The 22,244-nt window shown below is 52.2% G+C and carries 20 protein-coding genes and 1 rRNA gene; 15 read left to right on the top strand and 6 right to left on the bottom strand.

Annotated features, from left to right (window positions below):
* Nucleotides 1–3: 3 nt before the first annotated feature.
* A complete protein-coding gene (locus ACYP03_RS19265; protein ID WP_459781725.1) occupies nucleotides 4–1,068 on the bottom strand; it encodes a tyrosine-type recombinase/integrase in 1,065 nt (354 codons plus the stop codon).
* A gap of 84 nt (nucleotides 1,069–1,152) precedes the next feature.
* On the opposite strand from ACYP03_RS19265, the gene dusA reads away from it, so the two are divergent.
* The 7 genes from dusA to ACYP03_RS19230 all read left to right on the top strand — a co-directional run bounded on the left by dusA (nucleotide 1,153) and on the right by ACYP03_RS19230 (nucleotide 8,217).
* Nucleotides 1,153–2,181, top strand: coding sequence for a tRNA dihydrouridine(20/20a) synthase DusA (gene dusA, locus ACYP03_RS19260; protein ID WP_459781724.1), 1,029 nt, complete (start codon nucleotides 1,153–1,155; stop codon nucleotides 2,179–2,181).
* A 235-nt stretch (nucleotides 2,182–2,416) separates the two neighbouring features.
* Nucleotides 2,417–2,665 carry an envelope stress response protein PspG gene (gene pspG, locus ACYP03_RS19255; protein WP_248144865.1) on the top strand — a complete coding sequence of 83 codons (249 nt, stop codon included), beginning with the start codon at nucleotides 2,417–2,419 and terminating at the stop codon, nucleotides 2,663–2,665.
* Nucleotides 2,666–2,796: 131 nt separating this feature from the next.
* On the top strand, nucleotides 2,797–3,453 hold the full coding sequence (locus tag ACYP03_RS19250) for a TIGR04219 family outer membrane beta-barrel protein (RefSeq protein ID WP_248144866.1): 657 nt from the start codon (nucleotides 2,797–2,799) through the stop codon (nucleotides 3,451–3,453).
* A 109-nt stretch (nucleotides 3,454–3,562) separates the two neighbouring features.
* Nucleotides 3,563–3,796 carry a hypothetical protein gene (locus ACYP03_RS19245; RefSeq protein WP_036755575.1) on the top strand — a complete coding sequence of 78 codons (234 nt, stop codon included), beginning with the start codon at nucleotides 3,563–3,565 and terminating at the stop codon, nucleotides 3,794–3,796.
* A gap of 155 nt (nucleotides 3,797–3,951) precedes the next feature.
* The gene (locus ACYP03_RS19240) at nucleotides 3,952–5,772 is read left to right on the top strand and encodes an assimilatory sulfite reductase (NADPH) flavoprotein subunit (RefSeq protein WP_459781720.1); all 1,821 of its coding nucleotides are present in this window, start codon (nucleotides 3,952–3,954) and stop codon (nucleotides 5,770–5,772) included.
* A complete protein-coding gene (gene cysI, locus ACYP03_RS19235; RefSeq protein ID WP_248144868.1) occupies nucleotides 5,772–7,463 on the top strand; it encodes an assimilatory sulfite reductase (NADPH) hemoprotein subunit in 1,692 nt (563 codons plus the stop codon). Before ACYP03_RS19240 ends, cysI begins: the two co-directional genes overlap by 1 nt.
* Complete coding sequence (locus ACYP03_RS19230) at nucleotides 7,456–8,217, top strand: phosphoadenylyl-sulfate reductase (protein WP_248144869.1); 762 nt, start codon at nucleotides 7,456–7,458, stop codon at nucleotides 8,215–8,217. The genes cysI and ACYP03_RS19230 overlap by 8 nt, the downstream gene beginning before the upstream one ends.
* 158 nt (nucleotides 8,218–8,375) lie before the next feature.
* Here the strand turns inward: ACYP03_RS19230 and ACYP03_RS19225 are convergent, their stop codons facing one another.
* Both ACYP03_RS19225 and ACYP03_RS19220 read right to left on the bottom strand, forming a co-directional pair.
* The gene (locus ACYP03_RS19225) at nucleotides 8,376–8,864 is read right to left on the bottom strand and encodes a DUF2780 domain-containing protein (protein WP_330961556.1); all 489 of its coding nucleotides are present in this window, start codon (nucleotides 8,862–8,864) and stop codon (nucleotides 8,376–8,378) included.
* 176 nt (nucleotides 8,865–9,040) lie between these two features.
* On the bottom strand, nucleotides 9,041–9,661 hold the full coding sequence (locus tag ACYP03_RS19220; RefSeq protein WP_248144870.1) for an FKBP-type peptidyl-prolyl cis-trans isomerase: 621 nt from the start codon (nucleotides 9,659–9,661) through the stop codon (nucleotides 9,041–9,043).
* A 137-nt stretch (nucleotides 9,662–9,798) separates the two neighbouring features.
* Between ACYP03_RS19220 and ACYP03_RS19215 the strand changes: the two genes are divergently transcribed.
* Nucleotides 9,799–10,476: a LysM-like peptidoglycan-binding domain-containing protein gene (locus tag ACYP03_RS19215; protein WP_330961555.1), complete on the top strand. Its 678-nt coding sequence runs from the start codon at nucleotides 9,799–9,801 to the stop codon at nucleotides 10,474–10,476.
* 39 nt (nucleotides 10,477–10,515) lie between these two features.
* Here ACYP03_RS19215 and ACYP03_RS19210 read toward each other — a convergent pair whose 3' ends face one another.
* The 3 genes from ACYP03_RS19210 to ACYP03_RS19200 form a co-directional block, all read right to left on the bottom strand.
* Nucleotides 10,516–10,980: a GNAT family N-acetyltransferase gene (locus ACYP03_RS19210; RefSeq protein ID WP_330961554.1), complete on the bottom strand. Its 465-nt coding sequence runs from the start codon at nucleotides 10,978–10,980 to the stop codon at nucleotides 10,516–10,518.
* A gap of 73 nt (nucleotides 10,981–11,053) precedes the next feature.
* Nucleotides 11,054–11,629 (bottom strand): Crp/Fnr family transcriptional regulator, encoded by a 576-nt coding sequence (locus ACYP03_RS19205; RefSeq protein WP_330961553.1) that lies wholly within the window; start codon nucleotides 11,627–11,629, stop codon nucleotides 11,054–11,056.
* 90 nt (nucleotides 11,630–11,719) lie between these two features.
* Nucleotides 11,720–13,675, bottom strand: a complete 1,956-nt coding sequence (locus ACYP03_RS19200) for a bifunctional 2',3'-cyclic-nucleotide 2'-phosphodiesterase/3'-nucleotidase (protein WP_459781716.1) — start codon at nucleotides 13,673–13,675, stop codon at nucleotides 11,720–11,722.
* A gap of 406 nt (nucleotides 13,676–14,081) precedes the next feature.
* Between ACYP03_RS19200 and cysG the strand changes: the two genes are divergently transcribed.
* The 7 genes from cysG to ACYP03_RS19165 all read left to right on the top strand — a co-directional run.
* The gene (gene cysG, locus ACYP03_RS19195) at nucleotides 14,082–15,494 is read left to right on the top strand and encodes a siroheme synthase CysG (protein WP_330961551.1); all 1,413 of its coding nucleotides are present in this window, start codon (nucleotides 14,082–14,084) and stop codon (nucleotides 15,492–15,494) included.
* 13 nt (nucleotides 15,495–15,507) lie between these two features.
* Nucleotides 15,508–16,416: a sulfate adenylyltransferase subunit CysD gene (gene cysD / locus ACYP03_RS19190; RefSeq protein ID WP_330961550.1), complete on the top strand. Its 909-nt coding sequence runs from the start codon at nucleotides 15,508–15,510 to the stop codon at nucleotides 16,414–16,416.
* Nucleotides 16,417–16,427: 11 nt separating this feature from the next.
* Nucleotides 16,428–17,852: a sulfate adenylyltransferase subunit CysN gene (cysN, locus tag ACYP03_RS19185; protein WP_459781713.1), complete on the top strand. Its 1,425-nt coding sequence runs from the start codon at nucleotides 16,428–16,430 to the stop codon at nucleotides 17,850–17,852.
* Nucleotides 17,853–17,858: 6 nt separating this feature from the next.
* Nucleotides 17,859–19,586 (top strand): SLC13 family permease, encoded by a 1,728-nt coding sequence (locus ACYP03_RS19180; protein WP_459781711.1) that lies wholly within the window; start codon nucleotides 17,859–17,861, stop codon nucleotides 19,584–19,586.
* Between the two features lie 24 nt (nucleotides 19,587–19,610).
* Nucleotides 19,611–20,228 carry an adenylyl-sulfate kinase gene (gene cysC, locus ACYP03_RS19175; RefSeq protein WP_459781710.1) on the top strand — a complete coding sequence of 206 codons (618 nt, stop codon included), beginning with the start codon at nucleotides 19,611–19,613 and terminating at the stop codon, nucleotides 20,226–20,228.
* A gap of 15 nt (nucleotides 20,229–20,243) precedes the next feature.
* A complete protein-coding gene (cysQ, locus tag ACYP03_RS19170; protein WP_459781708.1) occupies nucleotides 20,244–20,987 on the top strand; it encodes a 3'(2'),5'-bisphosphate nucleotidase CysQ in 744 nt (247 codons plus the stop codon).
* Between the two features lie 703 nt (nucleotides 20,988–21,690).
* Nucleotides 21,691–22,244: ribosomal RNA gene (locus tag ACYP03_RS19165) — 16S ribosomal RNA — on the top strand; the annotation flags it as partial.

Raw genomic sequence — 22,244 nt, 5'->3', positions numbered from 1 at the left:
TTTTTAATACTGTTCATGCAATTTATGCGGGTAGAGTTGGGTATAAACTTGCCACAGAATGTTTAGATTCCTATGCCCAGTCACCTGCGCTACTTCTTCAATGCTATATCCTCTCTCAAACAAGCGGCTGGCACCTTCACGACGTAAGTCATGATAACGCAAATCTTCAATCCCTAGGCTGTTACGGACTCGCTGGAAGCCCGCTGTGACGCTTCGAGGATTGTACGGAAATATCAGCTCATTTCTCTTTTCTTGCCGCATGGCAATATCGAAAGATTCACCCAGTAGCGGTACTATCATGTGATTGCCTTCTTTCTTGCGCGGGTCTTTGCGATCCCGAACAAGCACAGTTTTATGTTCTTCGTTTAGGTCTTCCCAACGAAGCCCACAGACTTCACCGATACGCATACAAGTTAAGATGCTGAAATCCAAAATATCTGTGAATGGAATTCGGGTTGGGCCATTGCTTCTATATTCCTGTCTGGCTTTTAGGCCCTCTTTAAGGCGCTCAATCTCGCCGTCGGTTGGGCGGCGAGTCCGTTTCTGGCTTTTTCCCACCAAACCCATATCAATCAGAACCGGCACTGCTTCATCAAAAATGTCCGGGTTGGCTTTGATATCAAATACTGGACTGGCCTTTTTCATAACAGAGCGAAGGTAAGCAACGTCGTGGTAAATGGTGGCTGGAGCAGCTCCTGCATTCATTCTGTTCTCACAATGCTCGATAAGGTCGCTTGTTCTGAGTTCGTTACTTAAGACTCGTGCGATGTCGCAGTCGCGTAACATCTGAATGACATATCGTTTTGTGCGGCCAGTTTTCTCCCACAAGTTCTCTTTCAGCATGTATTTATCCAGCAGTACCCCCAGGGGTACAGGCTTACCTTTCAGTACCCCTTCAGTTTCCAGCTCGCTGACCTTGTTTCGGCCATATGTCCGGGCAAGCTCCTTTTTCCTGAAAGTTTTCGATTCCCTATGTATAATGCGGCCCTGCTGCTTGACGAAGATTGTTACTTTGTACCGCAGTTCGCCGTTTTTGAGTTGTCGTTTTTCGATCGTGAATGAGGCCATGTTGTCCTACTCTCAAAGGGGTACTGTGAGGGGTACTGTAGAACGGAATTCGGGCAATTTCAATGAAATTACAGGAAATTCAGAATGACGCTAGATGCTGAAAAAACTCAGGAAATTCGTGGTCTCGCGGGTGATTACCCCTCCTGTCGCTTCTCTGTGGCTCCGATGTTGGACTGGACTGACCGCCATTGCCGTTACTTCCACCGGCTGCTGTCTGAGCATGCGCTGCTGTACACCGAGATGGTGACCACTGGGGCCATTATTCACGGCAAGGGCGACTTTCTGGCGTATAACGAGGAAGAACATCCGCTGGCATTGCAGCTGGGTGGTTCGAATCCGGCGGATCTAGCGCATTGTGCCAGGCTGGCGCAGGAGCGCGGTTATGATGAGGTGAACCTGAATGTGGGTTGCCCGTCGGACCGTGTTCAGAACGGCCGCTTTGGTGCTTGTCTGATGGGCGAGGCGGATCTGGTGGCACAGTGTGTTTCTGCCATGCGTGAAGTGGTCGATATTCCGGTGACGGTGAAAACCCGGATCGGGATTGATGAGCAGGATTCGTATCAGTTCCTGGTTGATTTTGTCGGCACTGTGTCTGAGAAAGGCGGTTGCGACAATTTCACCATTCATGCCCGTAAAGCCTGGCTGAGTGGCCTGAGCCCGAAAGAAAACCGCGAAATTCCGCCACTGGATTACCCGCGTGTGTATCAGATGAAGCAGGACTTTCCGCATCTGACGATGGCAATCAACGGCGGTGTCAAAACACTGGCCGAGATTGAAGCGCATCTGGCACATCTGGATGGCGTCATGGTCGGGCGTGAGGCGTATCAGAACCCGTATATGCTGGCCGAATTGGATCAGCAGCTTTTTGGTTGTGATCGCCCAATCAAGAAGCGCCGCGAAGTGGTCGAGGCCATGTATCCTTACATTGAGCGCCAGCTGGCAAATGGGTCTTATCTGGGCCATATCACGCGCCACATGCTGGGATTGTTCCAGAATATGCCGGGTGCACGCCAATGGCGTCGCCATATCAGTGAGAATGCCCACAAACCGGGCGCAGGCATTGAGGTGGTACAGCAGGCGCTGGACAAGATTCCTGCACATCTGGATGTGTGATCCGGATGAAAGCAATTTGGTGAATTTGACCGAAGGGTCTGGTGAAATTCGCTAATCTGTGCTGAAGACGCCGCGGCCTCGGGTTGCGGCGTTTTTGTATCTGATTGATAGATAAAGATTTGATTCAATTCGGGAGGTTGGCCCGAAACCTGCTAAGTTATCTGTATTATCATCCTCAGAAACATGGTGAACTGTGTTCTGTCTGAGAATTTCTGGTGTAAATGGAGAGATTGGAATGGTTGAAATTTTATTTCTGCTGGTATTTGCCGGTGTGTTGGTGATGACGGGTGTCAGTCTGCTGGGCATGATGGTTGCCATCGCGGCCGGATTTGTGGTGATGGCGCTGGCAGGTTTGCTGGGGGTGGTCATCAAGCTGTTGCCATGGATTATCCTGATTGCGATTGGCGTTTGGATCTATCGAAATGCACGTCGGGATAACCCGTATCGCAGCGGTCGTTATCGCGATATGCATAGACGCAAATAACAGCGTGTTCAAAAAGTGAGCTTGACCCAAATCCCTGATTCTCATTGACGAAATGCGGTTTTCTTAAACAGCATCTGGTATAGTCTGGCGCAGCAAAAGCAAAGCAAAAGATAACGAGCGGAGACTCAAAAATGAAAAAAACGATGCTTTCAGCAGCGGCTGTAGCAGTGGCGCTGGCGACAGCTGTACCAGCCCAGGCTGATATGCTGTTAGGCGGTACTGTGGGCGCGGATGCGTGGTTTAGCAGTGCTGAAATTAACGACGCTGTAGACGGTGGCGATAACACAGTTCCTTCGTTCTACGCCTCGTTTGAACATTTTGTTCCACTGATTCCAAATGCGCGAATTGCTTATGCCAATATCGAAGCGGATGCAGTGGCATTTAAACAAACAGACCTGACTGCTTATTACGAGATCCTGGATAACGATCTGGTTTCTGTCGATGTGGGTGTATCTCTGATCAAATTCACCAATGGTGAATACAATGCTCAGGGCCATATTCAGACGTTCGACGATGAGTGGCAGCCTGCTGTTTACGGGAATGTCGAGATTGGTTTCCCGATGACACCGCTGACTGCCTTTGCTGAAGGTAACGTGGGTGAATTCGACGGCACCAGCACGCTGGATGCAAAAGCCGGTCTGAAGTTCACGATTCCGCTGGTAGCAGCCGATCTGAACCTGCGCGGTGGTTACCGTGTGATGGATTACGATTTTGACGCGATCAACAACCCGCTGGGTGGCAAAGTGAAACTGGACGGTTTCTTTGCCGGTGTCGAAGTCGATTTCTGATCGACCTATCAATGCTGAAAAAAGCCATGCTTCTTGCATGGCTTTTTTGTTGCCTGTTTTTCCAGTTATGAGCCATGTTTAAAAGGGCAATCACGCAGGAATCAGGCCGATGACAATTACCGAGTTACAGCGTTTATACGCCAACAGTGAAATTGTAGAAGCGGTTATTGAGCCATCTCTCCAGGCAAACGGCTGGGTGGTGGAGTTTCGTCATCGCCGAGGTGGCTTTGTCACCCTGACCGACGGTGCTGGCAGTGAAAAGTGCTACCGGGACATTGATACCGCCACTGAGCGGGCGTTTGAAGTCGGTTTCCATCAGGTCCGGATCGCTGATCATTTCTGATCTCTGTGTTGCCCAGTCTCCGGATTGGGCACGTTTTCTTCTTCTCTGCTGATTCTCTCTTCCAAAAAGTTATAAAACATTCTTATCTATTCTTTCTTGTTATTTCGTCGAATAGCTAATCTACCCATTACGCAATGTAAAGGGATCGTCGTGTCATGTTACTTAAGGAACTCTCGGCTTTAGCCAGCCCTCTCAATGATCAGCAGATTGGTCAGTTGCAACAGGCAGTCGCAGAACTGTCGTCCCAGCAGCTGGCCTGGATCAGCGGTTATTTTTGGGGACTCAGTCAAACCCAGTCGGCAGGTCAGCAGCCTGCCGGTCAGCCTGTGGCCGCGGTGGCTGCCAAACCGGCTGGCAAACTGACCATTATTTATGCCTCTCAGACCGGGAACGCCAAAGGCGTGGCTCAGGCGCTGAAGGAGGAAGCGGTTGCAGCCGGTATTCAGGCGGATGTATTTGCATCCGGTGACTATAAAGGCAAAAACCTCACCAAAGAAACGCATGTGGTGATTGTCGCTTCCACCCACGGTGAAGGGGAAGCTCCGGATGACGCCATGGAACTGCATGAATTTCTGCAGTCCAAGCGTGCACCGAAGCTGCCGAACCTGAACTACGCCGTGCTGGGTCTGGGCGACTCCAGTTATGAATTTTTCTGCCAGACGGCAAAAGACTTCGACAGCTATCTGAGCAAGCTGGGTGCCAAACCTTTTGTGGATCGGATCGACTGTGATGTGGATTACGATGCACCTGCTGCCGAATGGCGTGCCAAGGCGCTGGAATCCATCAAAGACGAACTGCTGGGCGGCGGTGATGCGGAAGTGGTGCAACTGCCGGTCGGGCAGAGTGCGCAGGCGGCCGTTTCTCAGTACAACAAGCAAAATCCGTATCCGGCTGAGCTGCTGCTGAGCCAGAAGATCACGGGCCGTGATTCAGGCAAGGATGTTCGCCATGTCGAGATTGACCTGGGTGAGTCCGGCCTGACCTATCAGCCGGGTGATGCACTGGGTGTCTGGTATGACAATGATCCGGCACTGGCTGAAGCTCTGGCCGCCAAGGTTGGCCTGAGCGCTGATGCAAGTGTTGAGGTGGACGGTGCAACCCTGAGCCTGAAAGACGCACTGGTCAGCAAATATGAAATCACGGCTGCCAACCCGCAACTGGTGACCAAATTCGCTGAACTGTCCGGCAGCAAAAAACTGCTGAAACTGGTGGAAGACAAAGACAAGCTGCGCGAATACGCGGCGAACACTCAGGTGATTGATGTCTTTGCCGAGAAGAAAACTGAGCTGACGGCCGAACAGCTGCAAGGTTTGCTGCGCCGTCTGACGCCGCGGCTGTACTCCATTGCTTCCAGCCAGGAGGAAGTGGGTGAGGAAGTGCATCTGACAGTCGGTCTGGTGGAATACCAGCAGGGCGAAGAAAGCCGCTTCGGCGGGGCCTCCGGTTATCTGGCCCACCGCCTGGAAGAAGGCGCGAATGTCCGGGTCTTCGTGGAAGGCAACAACAACTTCAAACTGCCGGCTGATGATAATACGCCGGTGATCATGATTGGTCCGGGAACGGGTATTGCACCTTTCCGTGCGTTTATCCAGGAACGGGATAACCGTGACGCAGAAGGGAAAAACTGGCTGTTCTTCGGCGATCGCACCTTTACGGATGATTTCCTGTATCAGGTGGAATGGCAGAAATACCTGAAAGACGGTGTTCTGTCCCGACTGGACGTGGCTTTCAGCCGTGACCAGCAAGAAAAAGTTTATGTCCAGCACCGCATTCTGGAGAACGCGGCGGAAGTATGGCAATGGCTGCAGGATGGCGCCCATCTTTATGTCTGTGGTGACGCGAACCGGATGGCCAAAGACGTGCATGAAGCACTGATCACTGTGGCCGAGCAGCAGGGCGGCAAGAGCCGTGAAGATGCAGAGCAATATTTGAATGATTTGCGTAAAGCCAAACGCTACCAGAAGGATGTGTACTAATGACTGAGAAACTGTCCGATAACGAACGTCTGAAACGCGAAAGTGACTTCCTGCGCGGGACTATTGCAGAGGATCTTCAGGACCGCATTACCGGTGGCTTTACCGCAGACAACTTCCAGTTGATCCGTTTCCACGGTATGTATCAGCAGGACGACCGCGATATTCGCCCTGAGCGTCAGAAGCAGAAACTGGAACCGCTGCACAACGTGATGCTGCGTGCCCGGATGCCAGGCGGGATCATTACGCCAAAACAATGGCTGGCGATTGATCAGTTCTCGCAGGACAAAACCATGTACGGCAGTATCCGTCTGACCACCCGCCAGACGTTCCAGTTTCATGGTGTGTTGAAACCGAACATCAAACTGATGCATCAGACGTTGAACGACTACGGCATCGACTCGATTGCGACCGCCGGGGACGTAAACCGGAACGTTCTGTGTACCTCGAACCCGGTTGAGTCTGAGCTGCACCAGCAGGCGTACGAGTGGGCTAAGAAAATCAGTGAGCATCTGCTGCCGAAAACCCGCGCCTACGCGGAAATCTGGCTGAATGGTGAGAAGCTGGAAGGCCATAAAGATGAAGAGCCGATTCTGGGCTCGAACTATCTGCCGCGTAAATTCAAGACCACGGTCGTGATCCCGCCGCAGAATGATGTGGATGTTCACGCGAACGACCTGAACTTCGTCGCGATTGCGGAAAACGGTCAGCTGGTCGGCTTTAACGTGCTGGTTGGCGGCGGTCTGGCGATGACGCACGGCGACACTGCGACGTATCCGCGCCGTGCTGACGACTTCGGTTTTGTGCCGCTGGAGAAAACTCTGGATGTTGCCGCAGCCGTTGTGACCACGCAGCGTGACTGGGGGAACCGTTCAAACCGGAAGAATGCGAAAACCAAGTACACGCTGGATCGTGTGGGTGTTGACGTGTTCAAAGCTGAGGTTGAGAAACGTGCGGGTGTGGCATTCGAAGAAAGCCGTCCGTATGAATTTACCGGCCGTGGCGATCGTTTTGGCTGGGTCAACGGCATTGATGGGAAGTACCACCTGACGCTGTTTATTGAAAACGGCCGTCTGCTGGATTATCCGGATAAGCCGCTGAAAACCGGTGTGGCTGAGATTGCGAAGATCCATAAAGGGGATTTCCGCATGACGTCTAACCAGAACCTGATTATTGCCGGTGTGGCGCCGGAAGACAAAGCGACGATCGAGCAGATCGCCCGTGCTCACGGCCTGATCGACGACGGTGTCAGCGTTCAGCGTCAGAATTCGATGGCTTGTGTGTCGCTGCCGACCTGTCCGCTGGCGATGGCCGAAGCCGAGCGCTTCCTGCCTGATTTCGTCACTGATTTCGAAGCTCTGCTGGCAAAACATGGTCTGAGCAAGGATGAGCACATCATTTTGCGGGTCACCGGCTGTCCGAACGGCTGTGGCCGCGCCATGCTGGCAGAAATTGGTCTGGTGGGTAAAGCGCCGGGCCGTTACAACCTGCATCTGGGCGGGAATGTAAACGGGACGCGTATTCCGAAGATGTACCGTGAAAACATCACGGTTGATGAAATCATGACTGAGTTAGACCAACTGGTCGGCCGCTGGGCGACTGAGCGGGAAGCCGGTGAAGGGTTTGGTGATTTCACCATTCGCGCTGGCATCATCGCTCCGGTTGAGGTCTCTGTGAGGGATTTTTATGCCTAAATATGCGTTGGCGGATCTGCTGAATGCAACGAAAGTTGAGCAGATCCTTCAGCTGGCGGAAATTAACGCCGAGCTGGAGCAGATGACCGCCCGGGAGCGGGTTCGCTGGGCGCTGGAATTTCTTGACGGCAATTATGCGCTGGCGTCCAGTTTCGGCATTCAGTCTGCTGTGATGCTGCATCTGGTCACGCAGGAATCACCGAATATTCCGGTGATCCTGACGGATACCGGCTATCTGTTCCCGGAAACGTATCAGTTCATTGATTTTCTGACTGAGCGCTTGTCGCTGAACCTGAAGGTTTATCGTGCTGAACTGAATCCGGCCTGGCAGGAAGCCCGTTATGGTCAGTTGTGGACGCAGGGTGTGGAAGGCATCAAGCAATACAATAAGATCAACAAGGTGGAGCCGATGCGCCGTGCGCTGGATGAGCTGCAGGTGAATACCTGGTTCTCCGGTCTGCGCCGTGAGCAGTCGTCCTCCCGTGCAACACTGCCGGTACTGGCGATTCAGAATGGGAAGTTCAAGTTTCTGCCGCTGATCGACTGGACCGAGCAGGATATTGATGCGTATCTGATGAAGCATGATTTGCCTTATCACCCGCTGCGAGAGCAGGGATACCGCTCAATGGGCGATGTGCATACCACGGCGAAGTGGGAACCGGGAATGAAAGAAGAAGACACGCGCTTTTTCGGTCTGAAACGGGAATGCGGCTTGCATGAAAATGACGTGGAGAGCGATGGTTCCGGTATTTAAGTTCGTGCCTGAACCGTCATACTTTACATTGCAGATATGAAAAAACCTGACCGGGAAACCGGTCAGGTTTTTTTATTTGAGAATCAGAAAATTGACCTGCGTCTGACAGCTGAAATGAGTGAACTCGTTACGCTCGCCTGTTGTCTGACTTGGGTCAGTTAGCCAGCGGGTGTCCAGATTTTGGTCAGGGTATCAATCAGGCCCGCACTGGCGCCCTGGGTGCCCAGGAATTGAGTGATAATCGGAACGAACTGGCTGATCATGCTTGCGTCCAAGCCTAAAGCGGTAAATACCGGGCCCAGCGCATCCATGTTGTTCAGCATGCCGCCCAGACCTGCCGGAATCGCATCCATCAGGTTTTCGGAACCGGGGATCAGTTTGGTCAGTTCAGAAGCCTGATCGCCGCTCAACTGGCTGGCAGCCATGGACAGCAGTGCACCGGCACCGCCCGCAGCCTGTTCAGTGCTGACGCCCAGCTGGTCGGTGAGCATGCTGGCAAGGGGGTTGTCGGCCAGTGCTTCCATTTTGTCGTCACCGCCGCCGAAAATGTCGGAAAGACTGAAGGCGTGGGCAGCAGGGGTGATGGCCAGAGAGGCCATTAAAGGTAACGCAACCAGCCACATGCGTTGGACTAAAGCTCGGATCATAGTGTTCTCCTTAGAATCGTTATCAGGTTTTCCCGCGGGGGAAGCCACAGCTACTCTAAGCGTAGACGGGAAAAGAAAAAAGAGGGCACTTTGTCAGTTTATTGTCAGGGCATGTGATTGATATGAGACAAAAAAACGGCGCCGAAGCACCGTTTTTTCTGAGAAGGCGACAGGACTTACAGGATGTCCAGCAGCTCAACTTCGAAGACCAGCGCTGCGAAAGGAGGAATCGCTGCACCGGCACCACGCTCGCCGTAGGCCAGGTTTTGCGGGATATACAGTTTCCACTTCGAGCCGACAGGCATCATTTGCAGGGCTTCAACCCAACCAGCGATAACGCCGGTAACCGGGAACTCTGCAGGCTGACCGCGGGTTACGGAGCTGTCGAACACAGTGCCGTCAGTCAGTTCGCCGTGGTAGTGAACACGGACTTGTTTGTCAGACGTTGGGATTTCGCCGTTGCCTTCAACCAGAACTTCGTACTGCAGACCAGAGTCAGTGACTGTTACTTCAGGGCGCAGTGCGTTATCTTTGAGGAAGGCTTCGCCTTCAGCTGCAGCGGCTTTTGCTTGCTCCTGACGAGCTTCTTCCGCACGGGTGTGCAGGTCACGCAGCGCGTTGTTGATCTCGTCGACAGGAATTTCTGGCATGTCACCAGTCAGCGAGGTTGCGATGCCTTTGGCGATAGCAGCAACGTTCAGGCCTTCCAGGCCGCTTTGAGCAAGCTGCTGGCCCATTTGCAGACCAATACCGTAGCTCGCTTTAGTTTCAACTGTATCTAGTTTAACGTCAGACATAGTGTCGTCTCTTTATGTCGAGTGAATTAAGCGGGCAGGATAACAGTTTCAGCCCTCAGGGGTAAACTTTTGTGAACAGGGGTCGCAACAAAGCGTGATCCCGAAGTTTTGGCGCAGAGTGATGGAGAGTAGTTGTTATGGGACAAGCGAAACGCCGTAACAGGAAAAAAACAGCACCGGCACTGCCCAAGGTGCCGTGGGCAGAATGGAAAAACCGGCTCGGTGATCTGAACTGGCGTGCGGCGTGTCAGGCGAAATGGCAGATGGCCAGACAGCATGTTGCACCTTACTGGCAGCAGATGCCTGTGTTTCACCGCAGAGCACTCATGGTGCTGGTACCGGTTGTCTTCATCCTGTTGCTGCTGCCTGCTTCAGAACCTGAACTCAATATTCCCGGCAACCAGCCGGTTCGTCAGGAAGTGGATCTGAATCTCGGAGAAGCGCCCCGTTTACCGGTCGGACAGCGTCCGGAACCGCCATCACCGGTCCGTCCGGAGCCCGGCCGTTCATCCATTGAGCAGCCTCAGACTCAGGTGACTTCGTCGGCATCGGCAGGCTGGCAGAGCTATGAAGTGAAGCAGGGTGAAACTCTGGCGACGATTTTCCGTGCCCGTTCCCTGCCGCTGACAGATCTGTACGCGATTGCGGCCATCGAAGGGAAAGATAAGCCGCTGAGCCAGATCAAATCGGGTCAACTGATGCGTTACAAACAACGGTCCAATGGCGATCTGGATGTGTTGCAGATTGAAAGCCGCAGCGGCGATCCGGTGATGTTCTTCCGTCGCTCTGACGGCAGTTTTGCCCGCGGCCAATAATCACAATCCCGGCTATTTCTGGAATAGCCGGGGCTGATCTCAGACGGCGGACTGATTTTTGGTCAGCCGCATATCAATGTGAGGGATCCCATCTTCCAGGTATTCTTCGGAAAAGGCGGTGAAGCCAAAGCGGTTGTAATAGCTTTGCAGGTGTGACTGTGCACCAATCTCAATGTTCTCTCCCGGCCACAGCTGCTCGGCGTAAGCTAGTCCCTGACGGAGCAGTTCGCTGCCCAGCCCCCGGCCTCTTGCAGATTCTGAAGTGATCACCCGGCCAATGCTGACACCGTCATAAGTCAATCCGGCCGGTAATAGTCTCAGGTAAGCCATCAGCATGCCATTTTCATAAGCGACAACATGGTAGGTGCCTTGAACTCGGTCGTGGCCGTCAATTTCCGGGTAAGGACAGTTCTGCTCCACCACGAAAACATCGACCCGGAGTTTCAGGATGTCATAAAGTTGATCCGTCGTGAGCTGGTCAAACCCAAGGCATTGCCATTGCATCCTTTGTCCTCTTTATCAATACATTTATCATCAATCAGAATATGGGGTGACGGCTGGCGATGCAATCCCCGGATTACTGAGATGATGGTTTATGCAGGTGCCGTTTCAGACTGCTGAGCTGACTCAGGGAGAGATCCAGAAAGGAAGCCAGTTGTGGTTCGGAAATTGCGTCGGCCAGTTCTCCCAGGCTTTCGGTGAATAACGCATATCGTCGGGCCGGACTGTAAAGCCGCATGAATTGTTCTTTTTGCTCCCGGAACAGCAGTTGTCTTTCAGTCAGCGCGATATAAAGCTCAGGGCAGTGTGCACGCCAGCTGAGGATCAGTTCTGTGGGCAGCGTCAGGATCTGGCAGGCCGACAGCGTTTCCAGCAGATAAGGTGAGCCTTCTTCCGTCAGCAGGCTTTCAAAGCCGATGAGCAGTTCCTGTTCCCAGTAAAAGTCACGGGTGATCGCATCTCCTTCCGCCGTGAGATAACAGGCATGACAAAGGCCGTCGAGCAGGAAAAAGGCCTGAGTTGCCAGTTCACCCTGATTGATCAGAATATGCCGGGTCGGTAACTCCAGCGTTTCAGCCAGATTTAAAGCCTGTTCAATGGTGGCCGGATCGGCCCCGTGCAGTTCAAGAAATTGCGCGAGTGGTGAGGTCATGATGGTGTGTCGTTGGTGATGGTTTAATGAAAGCTTATCAAAAAATACCGCGACAGGTGTCGCGGTATTCAATGAGGTGAGCGGTCAGACTCAGCCTTGCAGATCAATCCGGTAAACCGCAAAGCCTTCAGCGTTGGTTGAAACCTGCTTCATCGGATACTGGCCTTTCACTTTGATAAAGTCGCTGGCTTTGGTGCTTGGCGAGGTTTCAAAGCGGATATCCAGCTTGGTTGCGCTCTTCAGCGGGGCAAAACGCCAGTTGTTATCGGCACTCGGTACGACCTGTCCTTTGTCTTTACTGACCCGGTTGATGTAGTTTGCCAGAACGGTGCGGTTTTCATCCGGGGCCGAGAAGGCGACATACTGCTCACCGGTCCCGGCAAATTTCGCGCCGTAAGCCCGGTAATTGTTGGTGGCAATCATAAATGGCTGCGCCGGGTCGATGGTTTTCCCCTGATACGTCAGCTGACTGATGCGCTCTGATTTTGGATTGATCAGCTGACAGTTACCGTCATACCGGGCGGGTTGTGACACATCAATCTGATACTGAACGCCGTCAATCACATCAAAGTTATAGGTGCGGAAGTCTTCCCAGTTGATCAGCGACTGCGGGGCACTGGAGGTCAGGTCAATCTGATTGAACTGGCCGGCAGCACATTCCAGCCATTCCTTGACTTCTTTTCCGGTCACTTTCAGGGCGACCAGGGTATTCGGATAAAGATAAAGATCGGCTGCATTACGGAAAGTCAGCTGACCGGCTTCTACTTCGGTGTAGTTGCCCGGATCATTGGCCCGGCCACCGGCTTTGAACGGCGCCGCTGCCGACAGCACCGGAATTCCGTCCAGATTCGGATCGCCCTGAATAAAGCGTTCCACATAATCCTTCTGTGCCATGTTGACGATTTGCACGGTCGGATCATCCTGAACCAGTGCCAGATAGCTGTACATCACATCGCTGGCTTTACCGATCGGCTGATTGACGAAGCTACGGGTATTTTTATGGTCATCGGCGACGGCTGCCAGCAATTTGCGGTCGGCTGCCACCAGAGATTTGCCGTTTTCAAAGATCGGGCGGGCTTCGGTCTGGCCTTGTGTCACTGCCCATTTTCCGTTTTGTTGCGTCAGCACCAGATCGATCACGCCCAGGTGATCGCCCCAGCGGCCCGGCATGACCGACGGCACGCCGTTGATGGTACCGGAGGCAAGATCAGTCTGCGGCAGGCTGGCGAAAGTTTTGCTCGGGAACACGGCATGAGAATGACCAAAGGCAATGGCATCAATGCCTTTGACTTCGGTGAGGTAGTACACCGAGTTTTCTGCCATGGCATGGTATGGGTCGGCAGAGACGCCTGAGTGGGGGATTGCCACGATCACATCCGCGCCTTCGGCTTTCATCTTTGGCACAAAATATTCAGCGGTCTGCTTGATATCTTTTGCTTCGACTTTGCCTTCCAGGTTCTTTTTATCCCAGATCAGAATTTGTGGCGGGACAAAACCGATGTAGCCAATTTTGATGTCATGCTCATTCCCGTCTGTATCTTTCAGGCGGTAGGTTTTAATCAGGTATGGCTTGAAGAGGTTTTTGCCTGTCTTGAGGTCATAAACGTTGGCATTGATATACGGGAAATTTGCCCCGGACAGGGCCGTCTTCAGGAAGTCCAGGCCATAGTTGAACTCGTGGTTTCCGATGTTCCCCACTTCGTAATTCAGCTGATTCATGGCTTTATACACGGGGTGAACATCACCAGCTTTGAGCCCTTTACCGGCCATGTAATCGCCCATCGGGCTGCCTTGAATCAGGTCGCCGTTATCGACCAGCACACTGTTGGTCACTTCCTTTCTGGCTTGCTCGACAAGCGTTGCAGTGCGTACCAGACCGGTTTTCTCTGTGGCCTTATCTTTGTAGTAGTCGTAGTCCATGACATTGGCGTGAATGTCAGTTGTTTCGAGGATACGCAGCTGAATGGTGTCTGCCAGTGCAGGACCTGCCGTAGTCAGCAGGGCACCCAGTACGGCGATGGAAAGTGGTTTGGCTCTTAAGGGCATGATTTTCACCGTGTTATGAACAATAGGAACGCGCTAAAGGTAGCAAAAATACAGTTCCTGAATTGCAAGTGCTTGTCAGATATGTGACACGAGTTTCGTTTGCTGCAGATGTAACCTGTTGAAGATGTGGGCGGCTCTGATCGGCACGGAGCTCGCCTGAGGAGTACCTCAGCGTTAGAACAGAAAGGCATAAGATAAGCAATCACCGTAAGCGTTGAGCCGAAAAAAGAGTTGTTTTATAGGGTGTTACCCCATCTCTCAGGCCGAAACCATGCCCATGCTTCCTGAAATTCCTGAAAGTAGAGCAAGCTAAACTTTTGGGAATAAAAAATGAAATTTTAGAATTTCAGGTAATATCTTGCCCCGTCTATAGTGCTGTTAATTACAGCGAGTATGAGCAGCGACTATGGACTATTTACCAATTTTTGCCGATTTAAAGCGTCGTCCATGCCTGGTAGTAGGTGGAGGAGAAGTGGCCTGGCGTAAAACCCGGATGCTGCTGAAAGCCGGTGCCGACGTCCGTGTGATTGCTCCTGAGCTGAATGCAGATTTTCAACAGGCGGTCAAAAACGGTCAGGTGACGCTTCTGGCTGATCAATTTACGCCTGACCATCTCGACGGCATCTTCCTGGCGATCGCAGCAACGGATCGCAAAGCCATCAATGCACTGGTGTACCAGTCTGCCAATCAACGCCAGGTACTGGTGAATGTGGTGGATGACACCCAGCGCTGCAGTTTTATCGTTCCGTCGATAGTCGATCGTTCCCCGATTATTGTTGCGATTTCCTCTTCTGGTAAAGCGCCGGTGCTGGCCCGTCTGGTCCGGGAGAAGCTGGAGGCACTGCTGCCTCAGCACCTCGGCAAAATGGCGTCACTGGCGGGAAATTTCCGGGATCGCCTGAAAAATACCGTTCAAAGCCTGACGGCACGCCGATTGTTCTGGGAGCAGGCCTTTGATGGTCGCTTTGCGGAACTGGTTGCGGCAGGCAGAGAGCAGGAAGCCGAGCAAGAACTGATCCGTCAGTCCCAGCACGTTGCCACGCAGGGCCAGGTGGCCCTGATTGGTGCGGGTCCGGGAGATGCAGGTTTACTGACACTGCGTGCCTTGCAGCTGATGCAGCAGGCCGATGTGGTGCTCTATGACTATTTAGTCTCTGATGAAATCATGGATCTGGTCCGTCGCGATGCTGAGCTGGTATGCGTGGGCAAACGTGCTGGTTTCCATAGTGTGCCTCAGGAAGAAACCAATCGCCTGCTGGTGGAATATGCCAGTCAGGGGAAACGAGTCGTGCGCCTCAAAGGCGGTGATCCTTTCATGTTTGGCCGCGGTGGTGAAGAACTGGAAGTGCTTTTCGATGCCGGGATTCCGTTCCAGGTCGTACCCGGAATTACCGCTGCTGCCGGCGCGACCGCCTATGCCGGTATTCCGCTGACACATCGCGATTACGCTCAGAGTGCCCTGTTTATTACCGGTCACACCAAGCCGGACAGCGATACCCTCGACTGGTCAACACTGGCGCGCGGCAAGCAGACGCTGGTGATCTATATGGGCCTGATGAAATCGAGTCATATCCAGCAACAGCTGATTGAACATGGCCGGGCAGCAGAAACGCCGATCGCTATCATTGAGAGAGGCACACAGGCATCGCAAAAAATTTACAAAGGTCAGCTGAGTGAACTGGCTCAGCTGGCAGAGCACGCGGAATCACCGTCACTCATTGTGGTGGGTGAAGTGGTGAACCTCGCGCAGAAATTACATTGGTTCGGAAAGCAGGAACAACAAGGGCAACCACACCCCGCTGTCGTGAGCCTGGCTTAACATGGAGAGAAAGATGGATCCGAAACGCCTTACCCACCTTAAGCAGCTCGAAGCGGAGAGTATTCATATCATCCGTGAAGTCGCCGCTGAGTTCGATAACCCAGTGATGATGTACTCCATCGGTAAAGATTCTTCGGTGATGCTGCACCTGGCCCGTAAAGCTTTTTATCCGGGAAAAATCCCGTTCCCGCTGCTGCACGTTGATACTGACTGGAAATTCCGCGAGATGATCGAGTTTCGCGATGCAACAGCAAAAAAATACGGATTTGACCTGCTGGTTCACAAAAACCCGGAAGGGATTGCGATGGGAATCAGCCCGTTTGAGCACGGTTCTTCCAAGCATACGGATATTATGAAAACTCAGGGCCTGAAGCAGGCACTGAACAAATACGGCTTTGATGCTGCCTTCGGCGGTGCCCGTCGTGACGAAGAGAAATCCCGTGCGAAAGAGCGTGTGTATTCTTTCCGTGACAAAAACCATACCTGGGATCCGAAGAACCAGCGTCCTGAATTGTGGCGGACCTATAACGGCCAGATCAATAAAGGCGAAAGTATCCGTGTGTTCCCGCTGTCCAACTGGACCGAGCTGGATATCTGGCAATACATCTATCTGGAAGGCATTGAGATTGTGCCGCTGTATCTGTCTCAGGTACGTCCTGTCGTTGAGCGCGACGGCATGCTGATCATGGTCGATGATGATCGTATGAAACTGCGTCCGGGCGAAGAGATCCAGCAGAAGAGTGTGCGTTTCCGTACGCTGGGCTGCTACCCGCTGACCGGCGCGATTGAATCTGAGGCTGGTACTCTGCCGGAAATCATTGAAGAAATGCTGGTCGCGACCTCCAGTGAGCGTCAGGGACGGGCGATCGACCACGATCAGTCTGGTTCCATGGAATTGAAGAAACGTCAGGGTTATTTCTAAGGAGTCGGGACATGAACAGTGCAATTCAACAACAAGTGGCTGAGCTGGGCATTGAAGCCTATCTCGATCAGCACCAGAACAAGTCTCTGCTTCGTTTCCTGACCTGCGGTTCAGTCGATGATGGCAAAAGTACGCTGATTGGCCGTCTGCTGCATGATTCTCAGCAGATTTATGAAGATCAGCTGGCGGCAATTCATGCGGACAGCCAGAAAGTAGGCACCACGGGCAGCAAACCGGATCTGGCTTTGCTGGTGGACGGCCTGCAGGCGGAGCGTGAGCAGGGCATCACTATCGATGTTGCTTACCGTTATTTTTCGACGCAGAAACGCAAATTCATTATTGCCGACACGCCGGGACATGAGCAGTACACCCGCAATATGGCGACCGGTGCCTCAACCTGTGATGTGGCGGTGATTCTGATCGACGCCCGGAAAGGCGTGCTGGATCAGACCCGTCGTCATTCTTATATCGCCAGCCTGCTGGGGATCCGTCAGTTCGTGGTTGCCGTGAATAAAATGGATCTGGTGGGCTTCGAGCAAGCGCGTTTTGAGCAGATCCGCGATGACTATCTGGCATTCGCAGAAAAACTGAATGCGGATATCAACATCCAGCTGGTGCCCCTGTCTGCACTGGACGGAGATAACGTTGTGACGCTCAGTGAACAGACGCCCTGGTATCAGGGGGAGTCGCTGCTGTCATTACTGGAAGACGTGGAAGTTAATAAGAAAGATGATGGCGAACTGCGCTTTCCGGTTCAGTATGTGAACCGTCCGAATCTGGATTTCCGCGGCTTCGCCGGCACACTGGCTTCAGGCACAGTCAAAGTCGGAGATGCCGTGAAAGTGCTGCCGTCCGGTAAGACATCAACCGTTGCCCGCATTGTCACTTTCGATGGTGATCTGACTGAAGCGCATTCAGGTCAGGCAATCACGCTGACGCTGAACGACGAAATTGATATCAGCCGTGGTGACACTATTGTTCACGCGGAAGATACAGTGCCGCTGAGTAACCAGCTTCTGGCTGATATTGTCTGGATGGCTGAGGCGCCACTGGAATCCGGCCGTCAGTACGACATCAAAGTCGCAGGTAAGAAAACGGTGGGTTCGGTGAGTGCGATTCGTCATCAGGTGGATATCAACAATCTGGAAACCTTCATTACAGATGTGCTGCCCCTGAACGGGATCGGCTTGTGTGAAGTTTCGCTGAATGAGTCGATTGCGATTGATTCATATCAGGATTGCGCTGACACCGGTGGCTTCATTCTGATCGACCGTCTGACCAATGTGACTGTGGGTGCCGGTATGGTGCGGGAAGCACTGGCAGAATCGGCACCGGCTCAGCACGGCTACAGTGCGTTTGAAGTCGAACTGAATGCCCTGATCCGCAAGCACTTCCCGTACTGGGGTGCCAAAGATCTCAGTAAGTTGCTGGGGTAACTGCCTATGGCATGGGAACAAGCCCTGGTACTTGCCATGCTGGTGGTGATCATTACCTGTCTGATCACCACCAGGATTAAACCTGCATTTCTGTTCGCAGGCGCGGCTTTTGTCGGCTTTCAAACCGGGATGATCGAGCTGTCGACCCTGGCTGGTAACTTCACGAATGCGTCGTTGCTGACTCTGGTTTTGTTGATCCTTGTTTCTATTGCACTGGAAAAAACGCGCCTGATCAGTTGGGTCGGGCGCCAGATCTCTCAGGGAGGACAAACGTCGGTCGTCGCCAAACTTGGTTTGTCGACGGCGTTTCTGTCTTCTTTTACCAATAATACGGCTGTGGTGGTGTCACTGATTGGTGCGGTAAAACGCAATCAGCGTCATGCGCCGTCACGCCTGTTGATTCCGCTGTCATATACCGCCATTTTAGGCGGTACCCTGACTTTGATTGGTACCTCGACAAATTTAATCGTTAACAGCTTCGTTGAAGATGCGGGTTTACCCAGTCTGGGATTTTTTGCCCCTTCGATGATCGGGCTGGCGGTTTTACTGACTGGTCTGGCGGTTCTGGTGCCTTTGAGCCACCTGCTGCCGAATTATGACGACAGCAATCAGGATGAACTGCCTTATTTTCTGGAAGCCAGGATCACTGAGACTTCACCGCTGGCCGGGAAAACGGTGGCAGAAAATGGTTTGCGTGCCCTGCGACGTCTGTTTCTGGCTGAAATTATTCGGGATGGCCAAACCATTGCGCCCGTCTGTCCGGATACGGTATTGCACGCCGGTGATAATCTGCTGTTTTGCGGCGACGTCGAAAGTGTCACAACCCTGCAGGAAATTGAAGGGTTAAAGTTATTCGGCCAGCATCATCTGAATGGTCAGTCGATGATGGAAGTGATTGTCAGTCATTCCGCGGGGATCCGGGGTAAATCTCTCAAAGATGTCCGGTTCCGTGAGCGCTTTGATGCTGTTGTGGTTGCGATTCGTCGCGGACATGAACGTTTGGCGGGCGGGTTAGGCAATATAGAGCTGCATCCGGGAGATACGCTGGTGATTGTTCCCGGGAAGACCTTTCAGGAGAAAAAACAAACGCTGAACCGCGAGTTTGTTCTGATTAATGGCCTGGACTCCAGCGCCCGTCTGGACAGTTCAAAAAGCATGGCGGTTTTGGGTGGTTTCGTTGCCGTCATCGCAGCCGCTTTACTGGATGTTCTGCCGTTGATCAAAGGACTGGCTGGTTATCTGCTGGTTCTGCTGGCAACCGGCATTATCAGTTTTGCAGAAATTCGCCGTCGCTTCCCAATCGATATTGTTGTCATTGTTGGTTCAGCATTATCGTTAGCGCAGTTAATGCTGACCAGTGGCCTGTCTGAGCGGATGGGTAACCTGATGATGACATCTTTCAACGGCTGGGGTGTTTACGGCGGGTTAGTGGCCGTGTATCTGCTGACCTTACTGATGACCGAGCTGGTAACCAACAATGCAGCCGCGGCTTTATCATTCCCGTTGGCTTACAGCCTGGCACTGAGTTACGGTGTTGATCCGATGCCGTTTATTATGGCCGTTCTGTTTGGGGCCAGCGCCAGCTTTATATCACCTTATGGTTACCAGACGAATCTGCTCGTTTATACCGTAGGTAATTACAAACTGCGTGACTATCTGAGAATCGGACTGCCTTTTTCTATTATGTATTCAGCGGTCGTACTGACCCTGATCCCGCAGTTTTTCCCTTTTTAATGTGTTTTAGCAACGGAGTGTACAATGACCGCTGTCGTTCAATCCCATGAAAATGAAAATGTGGTCTGGCACAATCACCAGACAGATAAAGCACAGCGTGCTCAGTTGAAAAATCAGAAACCTTGTGTGCTCTGGTTTACCGGATTGAGTGGTGCAGGCAAGTCGACAGTTGCAGGCGCATTGGAAAATCGTCTTGCGGGTCAGGGATTTCATACGTACCTGCTGGATGGTGATAACGTTCGTCATGGGCTGTGTAAGGATCTCGGCTTCTCATCAGAGGATCGGAAACAGAATATCCGCCGCATCGGTGAAGTGGCAAAACTGATGGCGGATGCCGGACTGATTGTCTTGACCGCATTTATTTCTCCTCACCGTGCTGAACGTCAACTGGTAAGGGATCTTTTGCCTGAGGGCGAGTTCATCGAAGTTTTTGTTGATACACCATTAGCCGAGTGTGAAAAGCGGGATCCGAAAGGTCTGTATAAAAAAGCCCGGGCTGGTGAGATTAAAGATTTTACCGGTATCGACTCGGAGTATCAGCCGCCTGAAACGCCAGAGATTCATCTTCACGCGGGAGATACATCAGTGGATACGCTGGTCACTCTGTGCATGGAAGCGTTAAAGCAACGCCGTATTATATAAGACAAGGAGTCAAGCGTGAGCGCACTACTGGAGTCTGTTTACCAGATTGCCCTGGAAGCCGGGCAAGTCATTATGGATTTCTATCACAGCAATGTTCAGGTTGAAGAAAAGGCAGACAGCAGTCCTGTGACGGAAGCGGATCTGGCCGCGAACACAGTGATTGTTCGTCACTTGTCAGAACTGACCCCTGAGATCCCCATTCTTTCTGAAGAGTCGGCCCATACCGAATGGGAACAGCGTCAACACTGGGAATCCTTCTGGCTGGTGGATCCGCTGGACGGAACGAAAGAGTTCCTCCGCAGAAACGGAGAGTTCACCGTGAATATTGCATTAATAAAGCAGGGAAGGCCGGTACTGGCGGTTGTCCATGCGCCGGCGCTGGATAAATTCTGGCTGGGCGACAGTCATCAAGCCTGGATGCAAACAAAAGGCGGACGTGAACCGATCCGAACCAGAGAAGCAACCGTCCCGACAGTGGTCGGAAGCCGCTCTCATCCCAGCCCGGATATGGCTGACTTTTTGGAAAAGCTGGGCCAGCATAAGATGACGGAAGTGGGATCATCTCTGAAGTTCTGCCTGGTTGCTGAAGGACGGGCACAATTCTATCCGCGTTTGGGACCAACCATGATGTGGGATACCGCTGCAGGGCAGTGTATCGCAGAAAGTGCAGGCGCGAAGGTCACTTTATTGAACGACGCACCCCTGCAATATCATCGTGAGGAGTTGTTGAATCCTTTCTTTCTTGTTTCTTACAAGTAATCGACTCTGTCCGCCGGGTATCACGGCGGACTTTTTTGTATTGAACCTCTCCTTTATCAGTCTCTATATAGCGGGAATATCTGCATCTCTGGACTCGTACAAAACGCGTCGTTTTCTTTCTGAATACCGTTATTGCTGCTTTTCTGTGTTTTTTGGCTGGTTCGGGTCAAAAGATCGCCTTTCGTAATAAAATAATAAAAAAACACTTGCTGCATCTGAATTACTCCCTATAATGCCGCCTCACTGACAGGGCACGACAGTGTTTGAATAAGTTCTTCGTAACTTGTGTATAACTTGTGGTGAACTGAAAGGAGCGCAAAAATAGAGAAAAATCTGGTTGACAGTGTTTTTTCTTTTTGAAAAATGCGCATCCTCACTTGAGAATTGATTCAAAGCTTTAAACTTTGATGTTTTCCTTAGTGAGGGCTTGGTTAAGAAGGTTTTTGAAAATTATTTCAAAAATAATGCTTGACTAAGAAAAAAGGCTCGGTATTATACGCAGCCTCTGACCAACGAGATAAACGTTGAGTCAACGTTCTTTAACAATTTGACCATGCAATCTGTGTGGGCACTCGACAATGATACAGTCAAAAAGATTTTATCAGTGAACTGAGTGACCAATCGAAAGTTCTTTAAGAACTTCGGCACAGTCAATTTATCAGTAATCACTGAGCCGCTTTTCTTCGGAAAGGCAACAAAATTCTAATTGAAGAGTTTGATCATGGCTCAGATTGAACGCTGGCGGCAGGCCTAACACATGCAAGTCGAGCGGCAGCGACATGACCGAACCTTCGGGGGACGTCATGGGCGGCGAGCGGCGGACGGGTGAGTAATGCCTGGGAACATGCCTTAGTGTGGGGGATAACCATTGGAAACGATGGCTAATACCGCATAATCTCTACGGAGCAAAGCGGGGGACCTTCGGGCCTCGCGCGCTAAGATTGGCCCAGGTGGGATTAGCTAGTAGGTGGGGTAACGGCTCACCTAGGCGACGATCCCTAGCTGGTCTGAGAGGATGATCAGCCACACTGGAACTGAGACACGGTCCAGACTCCTACGGGAGGCAGCAGTGGGGAATATTGCACAATGGGGGAAACCCTGATGCAGCCATGCCGCGTGTGTGAAGAAGGCCTTCGGGTTGTAAAGCACTTTCAGCAGTGAGGAAGGGGTGAGTATTAATAGTGCTCATCCTTGACGTTAGCTGCAGAAGAAGCACCGGCTAACTCCGTGCCAGCAGCCGCGGTAATACGGAGGGTG

The sequence above is a fragment of the Photobacterium sp. R1 genome (assembly GCF_054600795.1).
This window is presented reverse-complemented; position numbering and strand designations above follow the sequence as displayed.